Consider the following 17,289-nt stretch of genomic DNA (forward strand, 5'->3'; position numbering starts at 1 on the left):
CCGGGTCAGCCGCCCTTGAGACGCTGCATCAGAAAGACCTCGCTGTCCGGGGCAACCGGCTCGGTCAGGCTGCTGGCGATCACGCGCCCGTCCACCGCGACCGACACGCCCGCGTCGATTGCGTCCTGAAGGCCGGGATGGGCTTTGACGAGGCCCGACAGGACCTCGCCGACTGTTGTTGCCTCGATCTCGACCTTGTCCTTGCCATCGGCAAGGGCGCGCAGGCCGGACCAGAGGTTGACCTCAACCATTCCGTTGCTGCTCCAACGCCTCCAGAATGCGCGGTGGGGACATCGGAAGTTGCCGCAGCCGCACCCCGGCGGCGGCGGACACCGCGTTTGCAATCGCCGCCAGCGGCGGGCAGATCGAGGTTTCACCGACCCCGCGCACCCCGTAGGGATGGCCCGGATTGGGCACTTCGACGATGACGGTGTCGATCATCGGCAGATCGCTGGCCACCGGGATGCGGTAGTCCAGGAACAGCGCGTTCTGCAACCGTCCGTCTTCGCCATAGATATATTCCTCGTTCAGCGCCCAGCCGATGCCCTGCGCCGCGCCGCCCTGGAACTGGCCCTCGACATAGGTCGGGTGGATCGCCTTGCCCGCATCCTGCACCACGGTATAGCGCACCACGGAGGTCTTGCCGGTTTCGGGATCGACCTCGGCATCTACGATATGGGTGGCAAAGCTGACACCCGCACCTTCGGGGGTGGCTTCGAAATGGCCCACGATCGGCCCGCCGGTTGCGCCCATCCGCTTGGTGATCTCGGCAATTGGCAGCGGATCGAAATCGCCTGCGTTGGGGCCGGAGGGCACGGCACAGCCGTTTTCCCACTTCACCGCATCTTCTGGGATGCCCCATTTGGCCGCCGCGCGTCCGCACAGCTTTTTCACCGCGTCGCGGGCCGCTTGGATGGTCGCAAGACCGCTGGCATAGGTCACGCGGCTGCCATGGCTGACCTCGTTATACCCCAGCGTGGCGGTGTCGGCGATGGTGACGCGGATGTTTTCGTACGGAATACCCAATTCTTCGGCGGCCATCAGCGCCATTGACGCCCGGCTGCCGCCGATATCCGGAGTTCCAACAGCCAGCTGTGCGGTTCCATCTTCGGAAAGCGCAAGAGAAACAGCGGTTTCTCCGCCGTGGTTAAACCAGAACCCACAGGAAATCCCACGCCCCTGGCCGGGTTTCAGCGGGGCGCAATAATGCGGATGCGCCTTGGCGGCTTCCAGGGTTTCGACCAGGCCGATCCGATCGAAGGTCGGGCCAAAGCTGGCTTTGGTGCCTTTTTTGGACGCGTTTTTCAGGCGGGTCTCGATGGGGTCCAGATCCAGCCGGTTGCACAGCTCGTCAATCACGGACTCGACTGCAAACGCGGCCATGGGCGAGCCGGGCGCGCGGTAAGCCGCCTGTTTGGGGCGGTTGCTCATCACGTCATAGCCGACCTGGCGCACGTTTTTCAGCGCATAGGGGGCAAAGGCGCACATCGCGGTGAATTCGCAGGGCGCACCGGGAAAGGCGCCGCCCTGCAGACGGAAGGTGCCCTGCGCGGCGGTGATGGTGCCGTCCTTTTTCATGCCGATCTTGATGTCCATCGAGGTTGACGCGGTGGGACCGGTGGCTTTGAACACATCGGCACGCGGCATGACCAGCTTGACCGGTTTGTTGGTCTTGCGGGCCAGCGCCAGCGCGACGGGCTCGATGAACACGGCGGTCTTGCCGCCAAAACCACCGCCGATTTCGCTGGCTGTCACACGCAGGTTGGCGGTTTCCAGCCCCAGCAGCGCGGCACAGATTTTTTGTACGTTCCAGTGGCCCTGGGTGCAGCACCACAGCTCGCCCTTGCCGTCACCGCCCAGTGTGCCCAGACAGGCATGCGGTTCGATATACCCCTGATGGGTGGCCTCGGTCTTGAAATGATCCTCGACCACCAGATCGGCTTCGGCGAAACCGGCCTCGACATCGCCATGCCCGCTTTCGTGATAGCGCACGACGTTGGGATGCAGCCCCTTGGGCACGGATGTATCTGCGGCCCCTTCGCGGATCACCGGAGCGTCCGCGGCCATGGCCTTGTCCACGTCGGTGACATGGGGCAGCGGTTCGTATTCGACCACGACCAGCTTGGCGGCGTCGCGCGCGATCAGCGAACTGGTTGCGGCCACCGCTGCCACGGCGTGACCGTCATACAGGGCAGTGTCCCCGGCCATGACGTTTTCCAGGATATTCCAGTTTTCGCCAGTCAATCCGGTGGCGAAATCGGCGCGGGTGACCACGCCTTTGACGCCGGCCAGAGCCTCGGCCTTGCTGGTGTCGATCCGCTTGATGCGCGCATGGGCATGGGGGCTGCGGACGATGGCGGCATGCAGCATGCCGGGCGCGGTAATATCCGCGCCAAAACGGGCGCGGCCCGTGACCTTGTCCACGCCATCGGGGCGATCCGGCGTGGTCCCGACATGGGTGAAACCGGTGGATTTCGTGTTGTCCAGTGCCATTACGATGCCTCCCGCATGTCCGCTGCCGTGTCCATCACGGCGCGGATGATCTTGTCATAACCGGTGCAGCGGCAGAGGTTGCCCGCCAGCCAGTACCGCACTTCGGTTTCGGTCGGATCCGGGTTCTTTTCCAGCAGCGCCTTGGTGGCGACCAGAATACCCGGCGTGCAGATGCCGCATTGCAGGGCGGCATATTCGATGAACTTCTGTTGCAGCGGGTGCAGGTCTTCGCCGGTTGCGATGCCCTCGACAGTGGCGATCTCGCGCCCTTCGGCCTCGACCCCCAGCACCAGACAGGAACAGACCAGTCGCCCGTCCAGAGTGATCGAACATGCCCCGCAGTCGCCGGTGCCGCAGCCTTCCTTGGTGCCGGTCATGCCCAGACGGTCGCGCAGAACGTCCAGAACGGTTTCGCGCGGATCGCACAGAAATTCGACCTCGTCGCCATTGACGGTGGTTGTGACGTGAATCTTGCTCATGGGTCTATTTCCCTGCCTTCTGGGCGCGTTCATAGGCGATTTTTGCGGCGCGTTGGGCCAGAACACCGACCACATGGGTGCGGAACTTGATGGTGCCGCGCTTGTCGTCGATGGGTTTGCAGGCATCTCTGGCGGCCTGTGCAAGAGCTGCCAAAGCGGCGTCATCCAGCGTGGTTCCAATGATCGCGTCGGCCGCCTCTTGCACCAGCAACACGGTCGGGGCGACCGCGCCAAGGGACACGCGCGCCTCGGTGATGGTGTCGCCCTCAAGCCGCAGGTTCACGGCAGCGCCGACAACCGCAATGTCCATTTCGGTGCGTGGGATGAAGCGAAGATAGGCGTCGCCGCCATGATCGCCGCGCGCCGGGATGTGCACGGCGGAAATCAGCTCGCCCTTGGCGAGGCTGGTCTTGCCGGGACCGGTAGGGATGTCCTCGACCGCCACATCGCGGGTGCCATCGGGGCCGGTAACGGTTACGGTGATGCCAGCCGCGACCATGGCCGGGACTGCGTCAGCGGCGGGCGAGCCGTTGCACAGGTTGCCAACCATCGTGCAGCGGCCCTGAACCTGGGTCGATCCGATCAGGTCGGTGGCCTCGACCACGCCGGGCCAGTCACGTCCCAATGCGGGATGTTCGGTCATTTCCGCACCGGAGACGGCGATGCCGATCTGCCAGCTTCCATCGGGGTTGCGGGCGATGTCCCTGGTGCCGGTGATTCCCTTGATGTCGATCAGCGTATCCGGCGTGACGATATCGGCGCGCAGCTGGACCAGAACATCGGTTCCGCCTGCCAAAAAGCGGGTAACGCCATCGGCTTGTGCGGCAATCGCGGCGGCGTCTTCAAAGCTGGCCGGGGTGTGGTATTGCATGTGGTCTCCTCACGCGTGACTGGCTGGCCAACTGTTTCAGATAGAGATGGGAACGGCAACCACCCCGATCACGCGAACCCGCCCTCATCGAACACGATTGCATCGGGCCAGCGGCGCGGCCTAGGGTCGGGCAAATTACAAGGAGTCAGGTAGCCATGACAGTTAGATCCGAAACCTCGCCCACACCGATGAACGGGGCCGAAAGCCTGGTGCGGACGCTGATCGCGAGCGGTGTGGACACCTGTTTTTCCAATCCCGGAACTTCGGAGATGCATTTTGTCGCCGCGTTGGATCATGTCGCGGGCATGCGTTCGGTTCTGGCGCTGTTTGAAGGTGTCGCCACGGGTGCGGCAGATGGGTATTACCGCATGGCGGGGAAACCGGCCTGCACGCTGCTGCATCTGGGGCCAGGGCTGGCCAACGGGCTGGCCAATCTGCACAACGCCAAGAAGGCAGGCAGCGGTGTGGTCAACATCGTCGGCGAACATGCGGCCAGCCATGTGGAACTGGATGCGCCCCTGATGTCGGACATCGCGGGAATCGCGCGGCCGGTTTCGCATTGGGTGCAGGCGTCAGTCCTGGCGACGGATGTCGCGGATGACGGGGCGCGGGCGGTGCAGGCGGCGATGACTCCGCCGGGGCAGGTGGCGACGCTGATCCTGCCCAGCGACACCGCGTGGAACCCCGGTGGCCCGGTGGCCGAGCCGCTGCCGCCAGCGCCGCGGTCACAGGTCGCGGATCATCTGGTCGATCAGGCCGTTGGTGCGCTGGATGGGCCGGACAGCCTGTTGCTGCTGGGCGGTGCGGCGCTGACTGCAGAGAATCTGGAGCTTGCCGGGCGAATCGCGGCCCGCACCGGCTGTGCGCTGCTGTCGGAATGGTCCAACGCCCGGATGGAGCGCGGAGCCGGGCGGGTGTCTGTCGGCAAGGTGCCATATCCCATCGACATGGCTCTGGAGGTTCTGCACCGGTATCGGCGCATCGTTCTGGCCGGGGCGCGTGCGCCGATCGGGTTCTTTGCCTATCCGGGCAAACCGGCGGTTCTGACCCGCAAGGATGCGCAGATCGTACCCCTTGCAGGGGCCGGAGACGATTTGACCGGCGTACTTGGTATGTTGTGCGACGGGCTGGCCGCAAGCGATCTGACTGCGGCGCATGTCTCGTCGCGCCAGGAGACGACGGTGCCGCAGGGGGCGATCACGCCGGAAACCATCGCGGCGGTGCTGGCCCGGGTGATGCCCGAAAACGCTATCGTGGTGGACGAATCCGTTACGACCGGTCGTGCGTTTTTTCCTGCAACCGCCGGGGCGCCACCGCATACCTGGCTGAACAATTGCGGCGGCTCCATCGGGTTCGGTCTGCCGGTGGCCGTAGGAGCGGCGACTGCTTGCCCGGACCGCAAGGTTCTGGCGCTGATCGGCGATGGCAGCGCAATGTATACGGTTCAGGCGCTCTGGACCATGGCGCGCGAGCAGCAAGACGTTACCATCGTGATCTTTTCCAATCGCAGCTATGAAATTCTGCGCGGCGAATTGACCAATGTCGGGGTGCGGAATCCGGGGCCGCGTGCGGTTGACATGCTGTCGTTGAACCGTCCGGATCTGGGTTGGGTTCAGATGGCGCGCGGCATGGGTGTCGAGGGCTTCCGGGTGGATGAAACGCAGGCATTGGCGCAGGCGGTACAGGCCGGATTGGAGTCCGACGGGCCTTGTCTGATAGAAGCGGTCATGTAGGCAAACGGTCGGTCACACGATAAACTTGGCGTGACCGGTTATGGTCGAGATGCCGGGCCACGCTAGGTCACGGTGCCAGCAGAAAAGAGGGTAAAATGAAACCAAGAATATATGGCATGGTCCTGGTTGCGGGATTGGCTGCGATCCAGCCCGTTCTGGCCCAGGCCTTTACCAGCCGCAGCGGCGTGCGTGTCAATCCGGTCAATGCGGCAGTGTTTGAGGTGGTGCCCCGCAGCGGTGGTGGCGGTGATCTGTATTGGTGTGGCGCGGCGGACTATGCGCAGCGCGCGTTGAAAGCATCCTGGCAGGCCCGCGTGTACGTTGCGCGCGCCATGGGGCCAAGTGAAACCATGAACAAGCGTTCGGCGGTTCAGTTCACGCTGGATCCACAAGCGGCGGGGATCACGCCAACCGAGTCGTCCCTGAGCATCAATTCCATGAAGGTCGGCGAGAGCATGACCGTGCAGCAGGGGTTTTACTATTGTCAGAAACAGGTGCCATTCTGACACTGGGCAAGTTACACGGAATCCTGACAAGGAAGTGGCCCCTGTGCTAGGCTGGAGTGGTTGCAGTGATCGGGCACTGACAGGTTGAGAGGATAATGATGGCATATTTTGGCAAGCTTGCACTGGCGGCAGCCGTGGTGGTCAGCCCGACCTGGGCCTCGGCCTGGTGGGCGATCAACCGGCACGAGGTGTTTCCGGTTTCGGATGGGGTTTACGAGGTGGTTGGCCGGGTTGGGTCGGCGGCCTGGGATTATTGGTGCGGGGCCGGCGATTTCGCGCAGCGGGTGATGGGCGTGCCGGCGGCGGAACGTATTTACATCTGGCGCGGTATCGGACCCAGCGTAACCCGGCCGGGCCGCAAGGCAGTCCAGTTCGCGTTGTCGCCGCCTCCGGGGGCCGATACCGACACCCCGCTGTCCCTGTCGGTCAAGGCCGCCGGAGACAATCTGGCGCGGCATACGGCGGTATGGTATTGCTATCAAGCCGATGGCGACGAGTTCTACCGCCGGTGGTAAACCGGCTCATTTTCGGAAGGTAGCGGGCATGTACAGGATCGGCATGGCAACTGGAGCGATGTGTCTGGCCTTGCTTCCGGAGGCGGGGTCCGCATGGACGGCCTGGAACAATCTGCGGGTCAATCCGGTGCGCGACGCTGTTTTCGAAGTGGTCGGACAATCCGGATCGGCCAATGTGGACTATTGGTGCGCCGCAGGCGACTATGCCCGGCGGGTTCTTTCGCTGCCATTGGGTCAGCGCATCTATATTGTGCGGGGGCGGGCCGAGGCGCAAACCACCGACCGCAAGTCGGCGGTTCAGTTTTCGGTTCAGGCTCCCGCCAATGTCAAAAATCAGACCATTGGATTGTTGTCGGTCACCCGCGTGGGTGAAAACATCAGCGCCGCGATGGCGTTTGACTACTGCCTGACAAACAAGGCGCCTGGCGGGTGACCTCTGGCGAGTCGCCCCCGAGGCAGACCGAATTTGTCATTCAGACCTCGGGGGCGGCATTGTACGATTTCACCACCGAGGTCACCCGCTGGGTGCGCGGCGGCGTGGATCGGAACGGGTTGCTGACACTGTTTGTACGACACACGTCGTGTTCGCTGTTGATTCAGGAAAATGCCGACCCCGAAGTTCAGGGAGATCTCGCCGCCTTTTTCAGGCGGCTGGCTCCGCCCAGCACGGACCCCAGCATGGCCTATCTGCGCCATACCTATGAAGGCCCCGATGACATGCCCGCACATATCAAGGCGGCCATGTTGCCGGTCTGCCTGTCGATTCCGGTCGCGGATGGTCGGCCCGTTCTGGGCACCTGGCAAGGCATCTATCTGTTTGAGCATCGCGACGCCCCCCATCGCCGCAGGGTCGCGGCACATCTGAGCTGAGCAACTCCTGCATCTAGCGGTGACAATTCACCCCTACCCAAACTCTAGAGGCTCGCCTATAGTTCTGGATAAGTGAGCCAGAGCGCGCACAACACGTGGCGGAACATAAAAGGGGAACGGCTGATGCGCTGTCCGTTTTGCGGAAACATCGACACACAGGTCAAGGATTCCCGGCCTGCCGAAGACCACGTTTCGATCAGGCGGCGACGGTTCTGTCCGGCATGTGGCGGACGGTTTACCACCTACGAGCGGGTGCAGCTGCGGGATCTGGTGGTCATCAAGTCCAGCGGCAAACGCGAAGATTTCGATCGCGACAAGCTGGAGCGGTCCATCCGCATCTCGATGCAGAAACGTCCGATCGATCCGGAACGTATCGATCAGATGATTTCTGGCATAGTGCGGCGTCTGGAAAGCATGGGCGAAACCGATATCTCGTCGAGCAAGATCGGCGAGATCGTGATGGAGGCGCTGGCCCGGATCGATACTGTGGCATATGTGCGTTTTGCAAGTGTTTACAAGAACTTCCAGGCCGCTGACGATTTCGAGGACTTTGTCCACGAGCTGCGCCCGCAGCCCCCGCAAGAGTGAGCGCAACCGATACACGCTATATGGCGCTGGCCCTGACCTTGGGGCGGCGCGGGCAGGGGATGTGCTGGCCCAACCCCGCTGTCGGGTGTGTACTGGTCAACGACGGGCGGATTGTCGGTCGGGGCTGGACCCAACCGGGAGGGCGGCCGCATGCGGAAACCGTCGCCCTTGCACAGGCAGGTGGTCTGGCGCGCGGGGCGACGGCCTATGTCACCTTGGAACCCTGCGCCCATCACGGCAAAACGCCACCCTGTTGCGACGCGCTGATCGCCGCCGGAATAGCCCGTGTCGTGGCGCCGTTTCAGGACGTTGATGCGCGGGTTGCAGGGCAGGGATTTGAGGCGCTGCGCAAAGATGGGGTTGCCGTCACCACTGGCGTTCTGGCCGATCGGGCGGCGCAGGATCATGCCGGGTTTTTCCTGCGGACCGAACAGGGTCGGCCGCTGATCACCCTGAAGCTGGCCAACAGCTTTGACGGGCGCATCGCCACCGCGTCGGGCCAGAGCCAGTGGATCACCGGAGCACAGGCGCGCCGCGCGGTTCACGGGATGCGGGCGCGTCATGACGCCGTCATGGTGGGGGCGGGGACGGCGCGCGCCGACGATCCGTCGCTGACCGTTCGCGATCTGGGGATCGCACGTCAGCCGGTGCGCGTGGTGGTGTCGCGCCATCTGGAACTGCCCCTGCTGGGGCAACTGGCGCGGTCTGCCAGGGACATCCCGCTGTGGATCTGCCATGGCGAGGCGGTCGATGGCGAGCGCGTCAAAGCCTGGCAGGAACTGGGGGCGACACTGCTTCCTTGCGCGTTGGATGGGCTTCGGCTGAATGCGGCGGACATCCTGGCACAGCTGGGGCAGGCGGGTCTGACCCGTGTGTTCTGCGAAGGCGGCAGTTCGCTGGCGGGCTCGTTGCTGGCGGCCGATATCGTGGACGAACTCGTCGGGTTCACGGCCGGGCTGACCATAGGGGCCGAGGGTCTGCCCGCGATCGGGGCGCTGGGGCTGGACAGCCTTGAGGCTGCGCCCAGATTCGAGTTGATTGAGACGCGGGCCATAGGGCCGGACATCCTGCATCGCTGGCGCCGCGCGTTTTAGCCTCGTGTCTGTCGCCGCCACAGGTGAGCCTGAGTGGCAAATACCCCCTGCAGTTTTGCCAGCCCGCGATTTGCCAGCCCACGCCGGGGCAGGGCGCCCGAGGCCAGGCGTTCGGCCACAATCTCGACCGGGCAGATCTTTCCGGTGACCGGATCCAGATATCGCGGATAGTCGATCAGGGTCGCATGGAGCAACCCCGCCAGATCGGGCCGCGCGGTGCGGCGTGCGGGCACCGTGCCCAGATCGGTGGTCAGACCCCAACCGGCAAAAAACGGCGCGCCCAAAACCGTGACGGGAACCCCGCGCAACAGGGCTTCAAAGCCAAGCAGAGAAGTCATTGTCCAGAGCTCGTCCACCGCGTGCAACAACAGTGCCGGATCTGCCTGGGTGACGATCACATCGGCCAGATGCGCAGGGTCCGCACCCGGGCGCAACCCGGCTTCGACATCCGGGTGGGGTTTATAGATCAGCACGGCCTCCGGATGCGCGGCGCGCACCGCCTGCAGCAAGGCCGCGTTGCTGCGCACGCGGCCTGCGCCCGTCAGGATAGAGGCATCGTCCTCGACCTGCCCGGAAACCAGGATACGGTGACCTTTGGGCAGGTCCGGCGGGGTGCGGCCCTGATTGTATTTACTGAGTCCGCTATCGACCAGGATGGCTTGCAGCCGTTCGGCACGGCGGCGCTGATCCGGGCGCAGCGTGCTGCGCTGTGCGATAAGTTGCTCGAGTCGACTGGGGCGGGCCGGATCGTAATAGATGCCCAGATCGTCGATCACCAGCGACAGCGGCGGCACCAGATCGGCCCCCAGTCCACGCGAACGCAGGAAGCCGTCCTCGACCCGTGTGGCGACCAGCTGCGGATCGGCGCGGCTGGCCCAGACCAGTGACGCGGGCGCGCCGGTTCGTGGTGTGGCGGATACGAACCGCACCGGTTTTTGCTGCCCGAACATCTGCTGCATCGCGCCGCGTTTCCACAGGCTGACACCGGCGGCGGCCCAGCCGTTGCGGTCCTGTCGCCAGGCGCGCGTCTGCGCTTCGAGGTTGTCCAGCACCGTTTCCAGTTCGCAAAGCCGGTCGCGAAACGGGTCGTACCAGGTAGGATAAAGGATCATGGCTGCGGCAAACAGTTGCGCCCGGGTCAGGTTGCGCGTGCGCCGGGGCACCGGGTTCTGATCCACGCTCAGCCCATATCCCGCATAAAAAGGCTGGCCAAAGACCCGGGGTTTGTGCCCGGCAAGGATCGCTTCGAACCCCATCTGGGACGACACGGTATAGACGCCAACGGCCCCTTCCAGCAAAGCCCACGGGCTGAGCGGATCGGTTGCGAGGCTGATGCGATCGTTGGCATCCCCGGCGGTGAAGTAACCTGGGCGAAATCCTGCAACGGTCTCGGGATGGGTCTTGATCACGACCCGGGAACCGGGATGTTCTTCTTGCGCAAACACAAGCATTTCGCGAAACAGCGCGTCATTGCCACCGCTGGCTGTGACAGAGGCATCGCCACGGGTCTGATCGATCACCAGTACATAGCCCGGATCGGGTCCGGGCGTTGCGGGATCGAAAGCGTTGTATTTGCTCAGGTGCCCTTCGCACAAGCGTGTGATGGCGGCGCGGGCGCGATCCAGCAGCGCGGTGTCATCAAGAGGGGCGGTAGCCAATAGCCGTTCCAGATCGGAAGGATGCGTGGCGTCGAAATGCACTCCGGAGCGGTCCAGCACCAGCCCGCTGGGCGGCTCGCCAGCGCGCCCCGGTCGGATCGAACGCAGAAAGGCGTCTTCGATGCGCAGCAAGGGTACCTTGCGACGGGCTGCGACCCCATGCCCCCGGTGCGCAGTCGGGCTGTTTCCCCAGACCCCGACCAGATCGCCCGTGCCGGGCAGACCCAGACGAATGTCGTAGCCGGCCAATGAAAGGATACGGCGGATCCGTGATTGCGTCACAAACCCGGCGTTATAGACAAAAACCCGGTGTCGTTGGCCTATGGCAGATCCGTCGATGCGGGAAGTTGCCATCCCTATTGTGTCAGGGTGGCCACGTTGGCGAAGGGAGTCAGACCGCCCGCGATCAGGGAAATCGACTTGGTCCACTGGGCGTAGGGCGCTTCGGTGACATAGATCGTGTCGTCATCGCGAATGATGAACTCTCGGGCCACGAACATGCCGTTTGGCTCTTTCAGATTCAGCACATAGACGACGCGCTGGGGGCCTTGCAAGTCATTGCGACCCAACACCTGTTGCGCGATATCGGCGCGCTCCTGGCGATAGATGAACACACCGGTCGGGTCCGACGAGGTCGAGATCAGGCCGCCGACCTGCGCAATCGCTTCGATCGCCGAAAGGTCTTGGGATTCAAAGCGCACGCGGGCCTGTTGGCTGGTGGCACCCACAGCAGTAAACGATCGGGTGTCCTCTTCCACCAGGATCTTGTCACCGCCGCGCAATGCGATGTCCAGACGGGGGTTCGAAAACAGATCCTGAAACCAGATCTTGCCGCGCTGATTTCCGCGGATCACGGTGACCTGCGCGATCTCGGGCTCGATGATCACACCACCGGCCTTGGCCAGCATCGCCGACAGGGTACGGGTGGGGCGTTCGATCGGATAGACGCCCTGGGCACCGACCGATCCGACCAGCGACACGGTCGAGCCATCACCGGCGATGCGCCTTACCTGCACCTGCGGATCCGGAGTCTGGTCCTGCAGTTTTTCGGTAATCATCTCGCGCAGTTCGTTCGGTGTGTTGCCGGCGGCCCGAACACGTCCGGCATAGGGCACAAAGATAAACCCGGAACTGTCGACCTGCACCTCTTCCAGCATGGTCGCATTGGTCGCTTCGCCGGACAGCAGGCCGTCATCGACGTTTTCCCAGACAGTCAGGCCCAAAACATCGCCCGGTCGGATCGTATCCGAGGTCAGTTGCGGTGCCGTTGAGAAAGCGTTCGAAAATCCCAATGTCGGCACCACTGCAGTGGCGCGCGCGACATGGTCATTCACGGGCACGACAAAGGCATTGCCCTGCTCGGATACTGAGCCCTTTTGGATCTGGTTCTTGCTGGGGCCAACCTGCGGCAGCGTACACGCGGCGGACAAACCAGCCACAGCCAGCACGACCATGGGTTTAACCCAGCGTAAAGAAACGGTTTTCACTGCTCAGTCTCCTCGACCTGTCATTCTAGGCGGCGGTCTTGCAACGTGAATATCTGCAAATCGAGTAAATTTCCAGCGATTCGGGACGGTTAGCCTAACGGAGTTCGCGCAAGGGTTGTATGAGCGTCAGGTTTGGTCGAGTCACGGCGGCATATGGATCCTGTTTGGCCAACATCGGATCGACCACATGGCGCAGCAATTGCCGCCGCCCGCGGGCCGAGTAGAACCCGCCCGGTATCTGGCTGGTTTGCAACAGGAATTGGCGAAAATCCTTGTATGCGCCGATATCGGGACGGTACGGATTGGCAAAGAACTCCGCCAGGGGCTGACGGGACACAAGTTCGGGTTTGTCATAGACTGCGGCGCCGAATACGCGCAGCGGCAGGCCGCGCCAAAGAACCTGTTGTCCGGCGGTCGAATTTACGGTCACGGCCGACCGCGCATCGTCCAGCAGCGGTGCCAGTTTGCCGCCGCGCATGAAATGTACGCGCCCCTGAAGACCGTGCGCATGCGCCAGCTGGCGCAGATACTGGCGTAACGGCGTGCGGTCGTCTTCGAGGGGGTGTGCCTTGATGACAAGGTGGTGGTGCATGGGGGCGCCACTGGCAAAGCCGGTGATGATTTCGTCCAGAAAGTCGGTCATGCTGGAAAAAGGCGAATGTGCCTGAAAGCTGCTGTCATGCTCCAGCTGCAACAGGGCCAGGTGATATGGATAGCTGCCGCGCCGAATGCGCCATGTGGCGATGCGCCGGTCAAGCGCGTGTATGGGCAGCAGCAGCAGGCGGCGCAGGTGCAGGCGGAATTCCTGTCGCACGTTGAGGGCGCGGTGGGGCCGGAAGTTTCGATATCCCTGATTTCGGAACATTACGAACCAATGATACAATGCGCCATAGAACATGTGGTGACGCATGTCGCCCCAATGCGCAGGCGGCAGTGGCGTGTCCAATCCCGCGCGTGCAAGCGCGGCTTGCATGTCCTTGACCGTCAACCGCATCAGACGGGAATGGCCGTTTGAGCCTTCGCGCTCGTAGGTCACCCAATAGGGGCGCATATAGCCCTCTTCAAACACATGTACCGTGATGCCGCGCCGCCGGGCCGCCGCGATGGCCATGGCATGTACCGGGCGGGTATCGCCGTACAGCACGATATCGGTGATCCCGCGCTCAGCAAACAGGGTCTCGACCGCCTTTGGCCAATCCTGAAGCGCCCCGCGATAGGGGATGTACGCCGCTGCCTTCGGCCAGAACGCACCGTCTCCGGCGTTAAAGCCGACGCGCCAGACACCAGCGCCGGTGCGCAGCAGCGCCCGCGCCAACGCCCCAAAGAACGGGCCATGCGGTCCCTGCAAGAACAGGAACATCCGGGATGGGCTGACCCTGGGGGGCATGTCGGCTCCTTCTTGCGCGGAATTGCGGATGCCGCTTGACTGTCACGATAGTCTGATCAAATCGCTGACGCGCCAAGACATTCAGCCGAAACGGGGGACTTGCCGTTCCGGGCTGCGCTGTTTACGTCACAGGGCGGAAAGCGATCGCGAAAGGGGCAGCGCCATGTTTACCGGCATCATCACCGATATCGGCGAGATTAAGGATGTGCAGCAAGAGGGTGATCTGCGGGTTCGGATCGGCACCGGCTATGACACGGCCGGTATCGACATCGGGGCCTCGATTGCCAGCGACGGGGTTTGCCTGACCGTGATCGCCCTGGGAGAAGGCTGGTATGATGTGCAGGTCAGCGCCGAAACCGTTGCCAAGACCAATCTGGGGGTCTGGGCGCCGGGTAAACGGGTGAACCTGGAGCGCGCGTTGCGGGTCGGAGACGAGTTGGGCGGCCATATCGTGTCCGGTCATGTGGATGGGGTGGCCGAGGTGGTCGGCATCGTCGACGAGGGGGACAGCACCCGCGTCACCCTGCGTGCCCCGAACGACCTGGCCCGGTTCATCGCGCCAAAGGGTTCGGTCGCCTTGAACGGCACGTCCCTGACGGTGAACGAGGTTGAAGGATGTGAATTCGGCATCAATTTCATCCCACATACAAAAGAGGTCACGACCTGGGGCGATGTGTCTCTGGGTGATATGGTCAATCTGGAGATCGACACCTTGGCACGCTATGTGGCGCGGTTGAACGAGGCCGTCTGAAAGCGGTTGCGGGTATGACCTGATCGCATTGCGCCGGGACTGGCATTTGGCGTCTGCCTGCGGTATCTGGCGCGCAACTCTTTAGTGACCGGAAAGTCTGCCTCATGAGCTTTGCAACACCCGGCCCGGTCGAAAACGACCTGCGCGCCGCCATCTCGCCGATCAAGGACATCATCGAGGCCGCGCGCCAGGGTCGGATGTTTATCCTGGTTGATCACGAAGACCGTGAGAACGAAGGCGATCTGGTCATTGCCGCCGAGTTTGCCACGGCCGACGCGATTAATTTTATGGCGACCCATGGGCGCGGTCTGATCTGCTTGCCGATGACCTCCGAGCGGGTCGATCATCTGGGGCTGCCGATGATGGCGGTCAATAACTCGTCCCGGCATGAAACCCCGTTCACCGTGTCCATCGAAGCGCGCGAAGGGGTCAGCACCGGTATCTCGGCCCCCGACCGGGCACACACGGTGGCGATTGCGATCAACGAGCAGAACACGATGGCCCAGCTGGCCACCCCCGGTCACATATTTCCGCTGCGCGCCCGCAAGGGTGGGGTGCTGGTGCGTGCCGGTCATACCGAAGCGGCAGTCGATATCGCGCGTCTGGCCGGGCTGAAGCCTGCCGGGGTGATCTGTGAAATCATGAACGCCGATGGCACCATGGCGCGGCTGCCGGAACTGATTGAATTCGCCAACCGGCATGGTCTGAAAATCGGCACCATTTCCGATTTGATTGCCTATCGCAGCATTAACGACAACCTGGTGGTCCAGACCGGCCAGAAGTCGGTTCATTCGGAATTCGGCGGCGAGTGGGACATGCGGATCTTTACCGACCAAACCCACGGGGTCGAGCACGTGGCCCTGATCAAGGGGGATATCGGCACGCCCGATCCGGTTCTGGTGCGCACCCATGCGCTGCACGAGGCATCGGATGTTTTGGGCCTTGGGCCGAAATCGGCGCGCGAGTTGCCCCGCGCGATGGAGCTTATTGCCGAGGAAGGGCGCGGCGTTGTCTGCCTGTTCCGAGAGCCGCGCCATGCGCTTTACGCAGCCGAGGATGAAGGCCCGCGCACCATCAAGCAAACCGGTCTGGGGGCGCAGATCCTGTCGCGCCTCGGATTGCGCGATCTGATTCTGCTGACCGATTCTCCGCAAACCCGTTATCTCGGGCTGGACGCCTACGAGTTGTCCATTTCCGGGACTCGCCCGATCCTGTCGGAGGACTGAACCATGGCCGGACACGAAACCCATTACACCCTGCCGCGTGCCGCGTTTGACAAGCCGGTCAAGCTGTTGATCGTGGTGGCTCCCTACTACAAGGACATCGCCGACGATCTTGTGGCCGGAGCAAAGGCCGAGATCGAGGCGGCGGGCGGCAGTTGGGATCTGGTCGAAGTGCCGGGCGCGCTCGAGGTGCCAACGGCAATCGCGATTGCGGACCGCAAATCGAATTTCGACGGATATGTGGCGCTTGGCTGCGTGATCCGGGGCGAAACCACCCATTATGACACGGTCTGCAACGACAGCAGCCGGGCGATCCAGTTGATGGGGTTGCAGGGCCTGTGCATCGGCAACGGAATCCTGACGGTCGAGACCCGGCAACAGGCTGAGGTCCGTGCCGATACAGAGCAGATGAACAAAGGCGGCGGGGCTGCCGCAGCCGCCTTGCATCTGATCGCTTTGGCCCGTAAGTGGGGCGGCCAAAGCAAGGGGGTCGGGTTCAACACGATCCTGCTGGCAGAGCAAAACGACGGATCCTCAACCGCATGAGCACGCAGAACACCGCCCTGTCGGGCAATCAGAAACGCAAGATGAAATCCGCCGCCCGCCTTTACGCGGTGCAGGCGCTGTTTCAGATGGAACAGAGTGCGCAAACCAGCGATCAGGTGGTGGCCGAGTTTTTGAAACATCGGTTCGGCGCGGTCTATGAGGGCGACGAAATGGTTGATGGCGATATCAAACTGTTTCGTCAGCTGGTCGAAGACGCGGTGAACTATCAGGCGCCGATCGACCAGAGGACCGACCGGGCGCTGGTGGCAAAATGGCCGATTGCGCGTATCGATCCGACACTGCGTGCCCTGTTTCGCGCCGCCGGGGCCGAACTGACCAACGGAAATACACCGCCCAAGGTGGTGATTGTTGAATATGTCGACATTGCCCGCGCCTTCTTTCCCGAGGGCAAGGAGCCAAAATTTGTCAACGCGGTGCTGGATCACATGGCACGTGAGGCTAAACCCGAGGCATTCTGACGCGGTTGGCCGACATTTGCCGTTAAATCCGTCCTGGCTCATGGACCCAGGCGGCTCACATGCTAGATTAGGCATGTAGGAGGTGTGCCATGCCTAAACTGGTCAAACTGTATATCCGAAACGTCGCTATCGGCTTTGCGATTGCAGCGGCTTTTGTGGCGATGCTGCTGTGGTTCAACGTAATGGGTCTGTGGGCGCTGGTCAGCCATTCCGATGCCGGGATTCTGGCCGTCTTTCTGTTGTGGTTCATGCACGGCATCGTTTTTGCGGGCGTTCAATTTGCCTGGGCGGTGATGGCGTTGGCGGAAAAGCCGGACACTGGCCGCGGCGGAACCCCAGCGGTGCATGAATTTAAGGCGATTCCCGTCCACGCGGCGGCAAAAAAGCCGAAACGGCGCTGACGCAAGAGCAAGGGAAAGCGTGACGGGACCACCAAACAACCGTGTGGTTTTGATTCCCGAGGACCTGTATGTACAGGTGGGTGCCAGGTAACTGGACCAAGGTCCGGACAGAGCCAGCCCCCTAGGAATTGCTTAAGGCCACTGGAATGCTACCGTTCACAAGCAGGGCAGAACCCGTCACCCCCCTGAGATAGGCGCAAGCGACGGA

Annotated in this window: 19 protein-coding genes; 12 read left to right on the forward strand and 7 right to left on the reverse strand. The window is 62.9% G+C overall.

The window, feature by feature from the left end:
* Window positions 1-5 precede the first annotated feature (5 nt).
* The 4 genes from NANH_RS0104350 to NANH_RS0104365 are packed head-to-tail and all read right to left on the reverse strand — an operon-like array spanning window position 6 to window position 3,843.
* Window positions 6-251 carry a MoaD/ThiS family protein gene (locus NANH_RS0104350; RefSeq protein WP_027260925.1) on the reverse strand — a complete coding sequence of 82 codons (246 nt, stop codon included), beginning with the start codon at window positions 249-251 and terminating at the stop codon, window positions 6-8.
* The gene (locus NANH_RS0104355; protein WP_027260926.1) at window positions 244-2,493 is read right to left on the reverse strand and encodes a xanthine dehydrogenase family protein molybdopterin-binding subunit; all 2,250 of its coding nucleotides are present in this window, start codon (window positions 2,491-2,493) and stop codon (window positions 244-246) included. The genes NANH_RS0104350 and NANH_RS0104355 overlap by 8 nt, the downstream gene beginning before the upstream one ends.
* Complete coding sequence (locus NANH_RS0104360) at window positions 2,493-2,972, reverse strand: (2Fe-2S)-binding protein (protein ID WP_027260927.1); 480 nt, start codon at window positions 2,970-2,972, stop codon at window positions 2,493-2,495. Before NANH_RS0104360 ends, NANH_RS0104355 begins: the two co-directional genes overlap by 1 nt.
* A gap of 4 nt (window positions 2,973-2,976) precedes the next feature.
* On the reverse strand, window positions 2,977-3,843 hold the full coding sequence (locus tag NANH_RS0104365; protein ID WP_027260928.1) for an FAD binding domain-containing protein: 867 nt from the start codon (window positions 3,841-3,843) through the stop codon (window positions 2,977-2,979).
* Between the two features lie 155 nt (window positions 3,844-3,998).
* On the opposite strand from NANH_RS0104365, the gene NANH_RS0104370 reads away from it, so the two are divergent.
* The 7 genes from NANH_RS0104370 to ribD all read left to right on the forward strand — a co-directional run bounded on the left by NANH_RS0104370 (window position 3,999) and on the right by ribD (window position 9,149).
* Window positions 3,999-5,576: an acetolactate synthase large subunit gene (locus tag NANH_RS0104370; RefSeq protein ID WP_245601397.1), complete on the forward strand. Its 1,578-nt coding sequence runs from the start codon at window positions 3,999-4,001 to the stop codon at window positions 5,574-5,576.
* 95 nt (window positions 5,577-5,671) lie between these two features.
* Window positions 5,672-6,082 carry a hypothetical protein gene (locus NANH_RS0104375; protein WP_027260930.1) on the forward strand — a complete coding sequence of 137 codons (411 nt, stop codon included), beginning with the start codon at window positions 5,672-5,674 and terminating at the stop codon, window positions 6,080-6,082.
* A gap of 95 nt (window positions 6,083-6,177) precedes the next feature.
* A complete protein-coding gene (locus NANH_RS0104380) occupies window positions 6,178-6,597 on the forward strand; it encodes a hypothetical protein (RefSeq protein ID WP_027260931.1) in 420 nt (139 codons plus the stop codon).
* Between the two features lie 43 nt (window positions 6,598-6,640).
* The gene (locus NANH_RS25460; protein ID WP_139236323.1) at window positions 6,641-7,030 is read left to right on the forward strand and encodes a hypothetical protein; all 390 of its coding nucleotides are present in this window, start codon (window positions 6,641-6,643) and stop codon (window positions 7,028-7,030) included.
* Window positions 7,027-7,467 (forward strand): secondary thiamine-phosphate synthase enzyme YjbQ, encoded by a 441-nt coding sequence (locus tag NANH_RS0104390; RefSeq protein WP_027260932.1) that lies wholly within the window; start codon window positions 7,027-7,029, stop codon window positions 7,465-7,467. The genes NANH_RS25460 and NANH_RS0104390 overlap by 4 nt, the downstream gene beginning before the upstream one ends.
* Before the next feature lie 123 nt (window positions 7,468-7,590).
* The gene (gene nrdR / locus NANH_RS0104395; protein WP_027260933.1) at window positions 7,591-8,055 is read left to right on the forward strand and encodes a transcriptional regulator NrdR; all 465 of its coding nucleotides are present in this window, start codon (window positions 7,591-7,593) and stop codon (window positions 8,053-8,055) included.
* Complete coding sequence (gene ribD / locus NANH_RS0104400) at window positions 8,052-9,149, forward strand: bifunctional diaminohydroxyphosphoribosylaminopyrimidine deaminase/5-amino-6-(5-phosphoribosylamino)uracil reductase RibD (protein WP_281171003.1); 1,098 nt, start codon at window positions 8,052-8,054, stop codon at window positions 9,147-9,149. The genes nrdR and ribD overlap by 4 nt, the downstream gene beginning before the upstream one ends.
* Here the strand turns inward: ribD and NANH_RS0104405 are convergent.
* From NANH_RS0104405 to NANH_RS0104415, 3 genes are all read right to left on the reverse strand, one after another.
* Window positions 9,146-11,161, reverse strand: coding sequence for a capsular polysaccharide biosynthesis protein (locus NANH_RS0104405; protein WP_036049422.1), 2,016 nt, complete (start codon window positions 11,159-11,161; stop codon window positions 9,146-9,148). The two genes, ribD and NANH_RS0104405, sit on opposite strands and share 4 nt — an antisense overlap.
* Window positions 11,162-11,163: 2 nt before the next feature.
* The gene (locus NANH_RS0104410) at window positions 11,164-12,261 is read right to left on the reverse strand and encodes a polysaccharide biosynthesis/export family protein (RefSeq protein ID WP_175543403.1); all 1,098 of its coding nucleotides are present in this window, start codon (window positions 12,259-12,261) and stop codon (window positions 11,164-11,166) included.
* 127 nt (window positions 12,262-12,388) lie between these two features.
* Entirely contained in the window at window positions 12,389-13,681 is a 1,293-nt protein-coding gene (locus NANH_RS0104415) for a capsule biosynthesis protein (protein WP_027260937.1), read from the reverse strand.
* 163 nt (window positions 13,682-13,844) lie between these two features.
* On the opposite strand from NANH_RS0104415, the gene NANH_RS0104420 reads away from it, so the two are divergent.
* From NANH_RS0104420 to NANH_RS0104440, 5 genes are all read left to right on the forward strand, one after another.
* A complete protein-coding gene (locus NANH_RS0104420) occupies window positions 13,845-14,432 on the forward strand; it encodes a riboflavin synthase (RefSeq protein WP_027260938.1) in 588 nt (195 codons plus the stop codon).
* A gap of 104 nt (window positions 14,433-14,536) precedes the next feature.
* Window positions 14,537-15,658, forward strand: coding sequence for a 3,4-dihydroxy-2-butanone-4-phosphate synthase (gene ribB, locus NANH_RS0104425; protein ID WP_027260939.1), 1,122 nt, complete (start codon window positions 14,537-14,539; stop codon window positions 15,656-15,658).
* Window positions 15,659-15,661: 3 nt separating this feature from the next.
* Window positions 15,662-16,201: a 6,7-dimethyl-8-ribityllumazine synthase gene (locus NANH_RS0104430; RefSeq protein WP_027260940.1), complete on the forward strand. Its 540-nt coding sequence runs from the start codon at window positions 15,662-15,664 to the stop codon at window positions 16,199-16,201.
* Window positions 16,198-16,680: a transcription antitermination factor NusB gene (gene nusB, locus NANH_RS0104435; protein WP_027260941.1), complete on the forward strand. Its 483-nt coding sequence runs from the start codon at window positions 16,198-16,200 to the stop codon at window positions 16,678-16,680. Before NANH_RS0104430 ends, nusB begins: the two co-directional genes overlap by 4 nt.
* A gap of 89 nt (window positions 16,681-16,769) precedes the next feature.
* A complete protein-coding gene (locus NANH_RS0104440; protein WP_027260942.1) occupies window positions 16,770-17,081 on the forward strand; it encodes a hypothetical protein in 312 nt (103 codons plus the stop codon).
* The last annotated feature ends 208 nt before the right edge of the window (window positions 17,082-17,289 follow it).

The organism is Sedimentitalea nanhaiensis DSM 24252 (genome assembly GCF_000473225.1).
In the GTDB taxonomy this organism is placed as follows: Bacteria; Pseudomonadota; Alphaproteobacteria; order Rhodobacterales; family Rhodobacteraceae; genus Sedimentitalea; species Sedimentitalea nanhaiensis.

Excerpts from the sequence above, each read along its gene's own strand:
- NANH_RS0104420 (WP_027260938.1), top strand. The coding sequence starts at position 13,845 with ATGTTTACCGGCATCATCACCGATATCGGCGAGATTAAGGATGTGCAG.
- nrdR (WP_027260933.1), top strand. The coding sequence starts at position 7,591 with ATGCGCTGTCCGTTTTGCGGAAACATCGACACACAGGTCAAGGATTCC.
- NANH_RS0104410 (WP_175543403.1), bottom strand. The coding sequence starts at position 12,261 with ATGGTCGTGCTGGCTGTGGCTGGTTTGTCCGCCGCGTGTACGCTGCCG.
- NANH_RS0104440 (WP_027260942.1), top strand. The coding sequence starts at position 16,770 with ATGCCTAAACTGGTCAAACTGTATATCCGAAACGTCGCTATCGGCTTT.
- NANH_RS0104365 (WP_027260928.1), bottom strand. The coding sequence starts at position 3,843 with ATGCAATACCACACCCCGGCCAGCTTTGAAGACGCCGCCGCGATTGCC.
- NANH_RS0104415 (WP_027260937.1), bottom strand. The coding sequence starts at position 13,681 with ATGCCCCCCAGGGTCAGCCCATCCCGGATGTTCCTGTTCTTGCAGGGA.
- NANH_RS0104350 (WP_027260925.1), bottom strand. The coding sequence starts at position 251 with ATGGTTGAGGTCAACCTCTGGTCCGGCCTGCGCGCCCTTGCCGATGGC.
- NANH_RS0104375 (WP_027260930.1), top strand. The coding sequence starts at position 5,672 with ATGAAACCAAGAATATATGGCATGGTCCTGGTTGCGGGATTGGCTGCG.
- NANH_RS0104360 (WP_027260927.1), bottom strand. The coding sequence starts at position 2,972 with ATGAGCAAGATTCACGTCACAACCACCGTCAATGGCGACGAGGTCGAA.
- NANH_RS0104355 (WP_027260926.1), bottom strand. The coding sequence starts at position 2,493 with ATGGCACTGGACAACACGAAATCCACCGGTTTCACCCATGTCGGGACC.
- ribB (WP_027260939.1), top strand. The coding sequence starts at position 14,537 with ATGAGCTTTGCAACACCCGGCCCGGTCGAAAACGACCTGCGCGCCGCC.
- NANH_RS0104405 (WP_036049422.1), bottom strand. The coding sequence starts at position 11,161 with ATGGCAACTTCCCGCATCGACGGATCTGCCATAGGCCAACGACACCGG.
- NANH_RS25460 (WP_139236323.1), top strand. The coding sequence starts at position 6,641 with ATGGCAACTGGAGCGATGTGTCTGGCCTTGCTTCCGGAGGCGGGGTCC.
- nusB (WP_027260941.1), top strand. The coding sequence starts at position 16,198 with ATGAGCACGCAGAACACCGCCCTGTCGGGCAATCAGAAACGCAAGATG.
- NANH_RS0104380 (WP_027260931.1), top strand. The coding sequence starts at position 6,178 with ATGATGGCATATTTTGGCAAGCTTGCACTGGCGGCAGCCGTGGTGGTC.
- NANH_RS0104370 (WP_245601397.1), top strand. The coding sequence starts at position 3,999 with ATGACAGTTAGATCCGAAACCTCGCCCACACCGATGAACGGGGCCGAA.
- NANH_RS0104430 (WP_027260940.1), top strand. The coding sequence starts at position 15,662 with ATGGCCGGACACGAAACCCATTACACCCTGCCGCGTGCCGCGTTTGAC.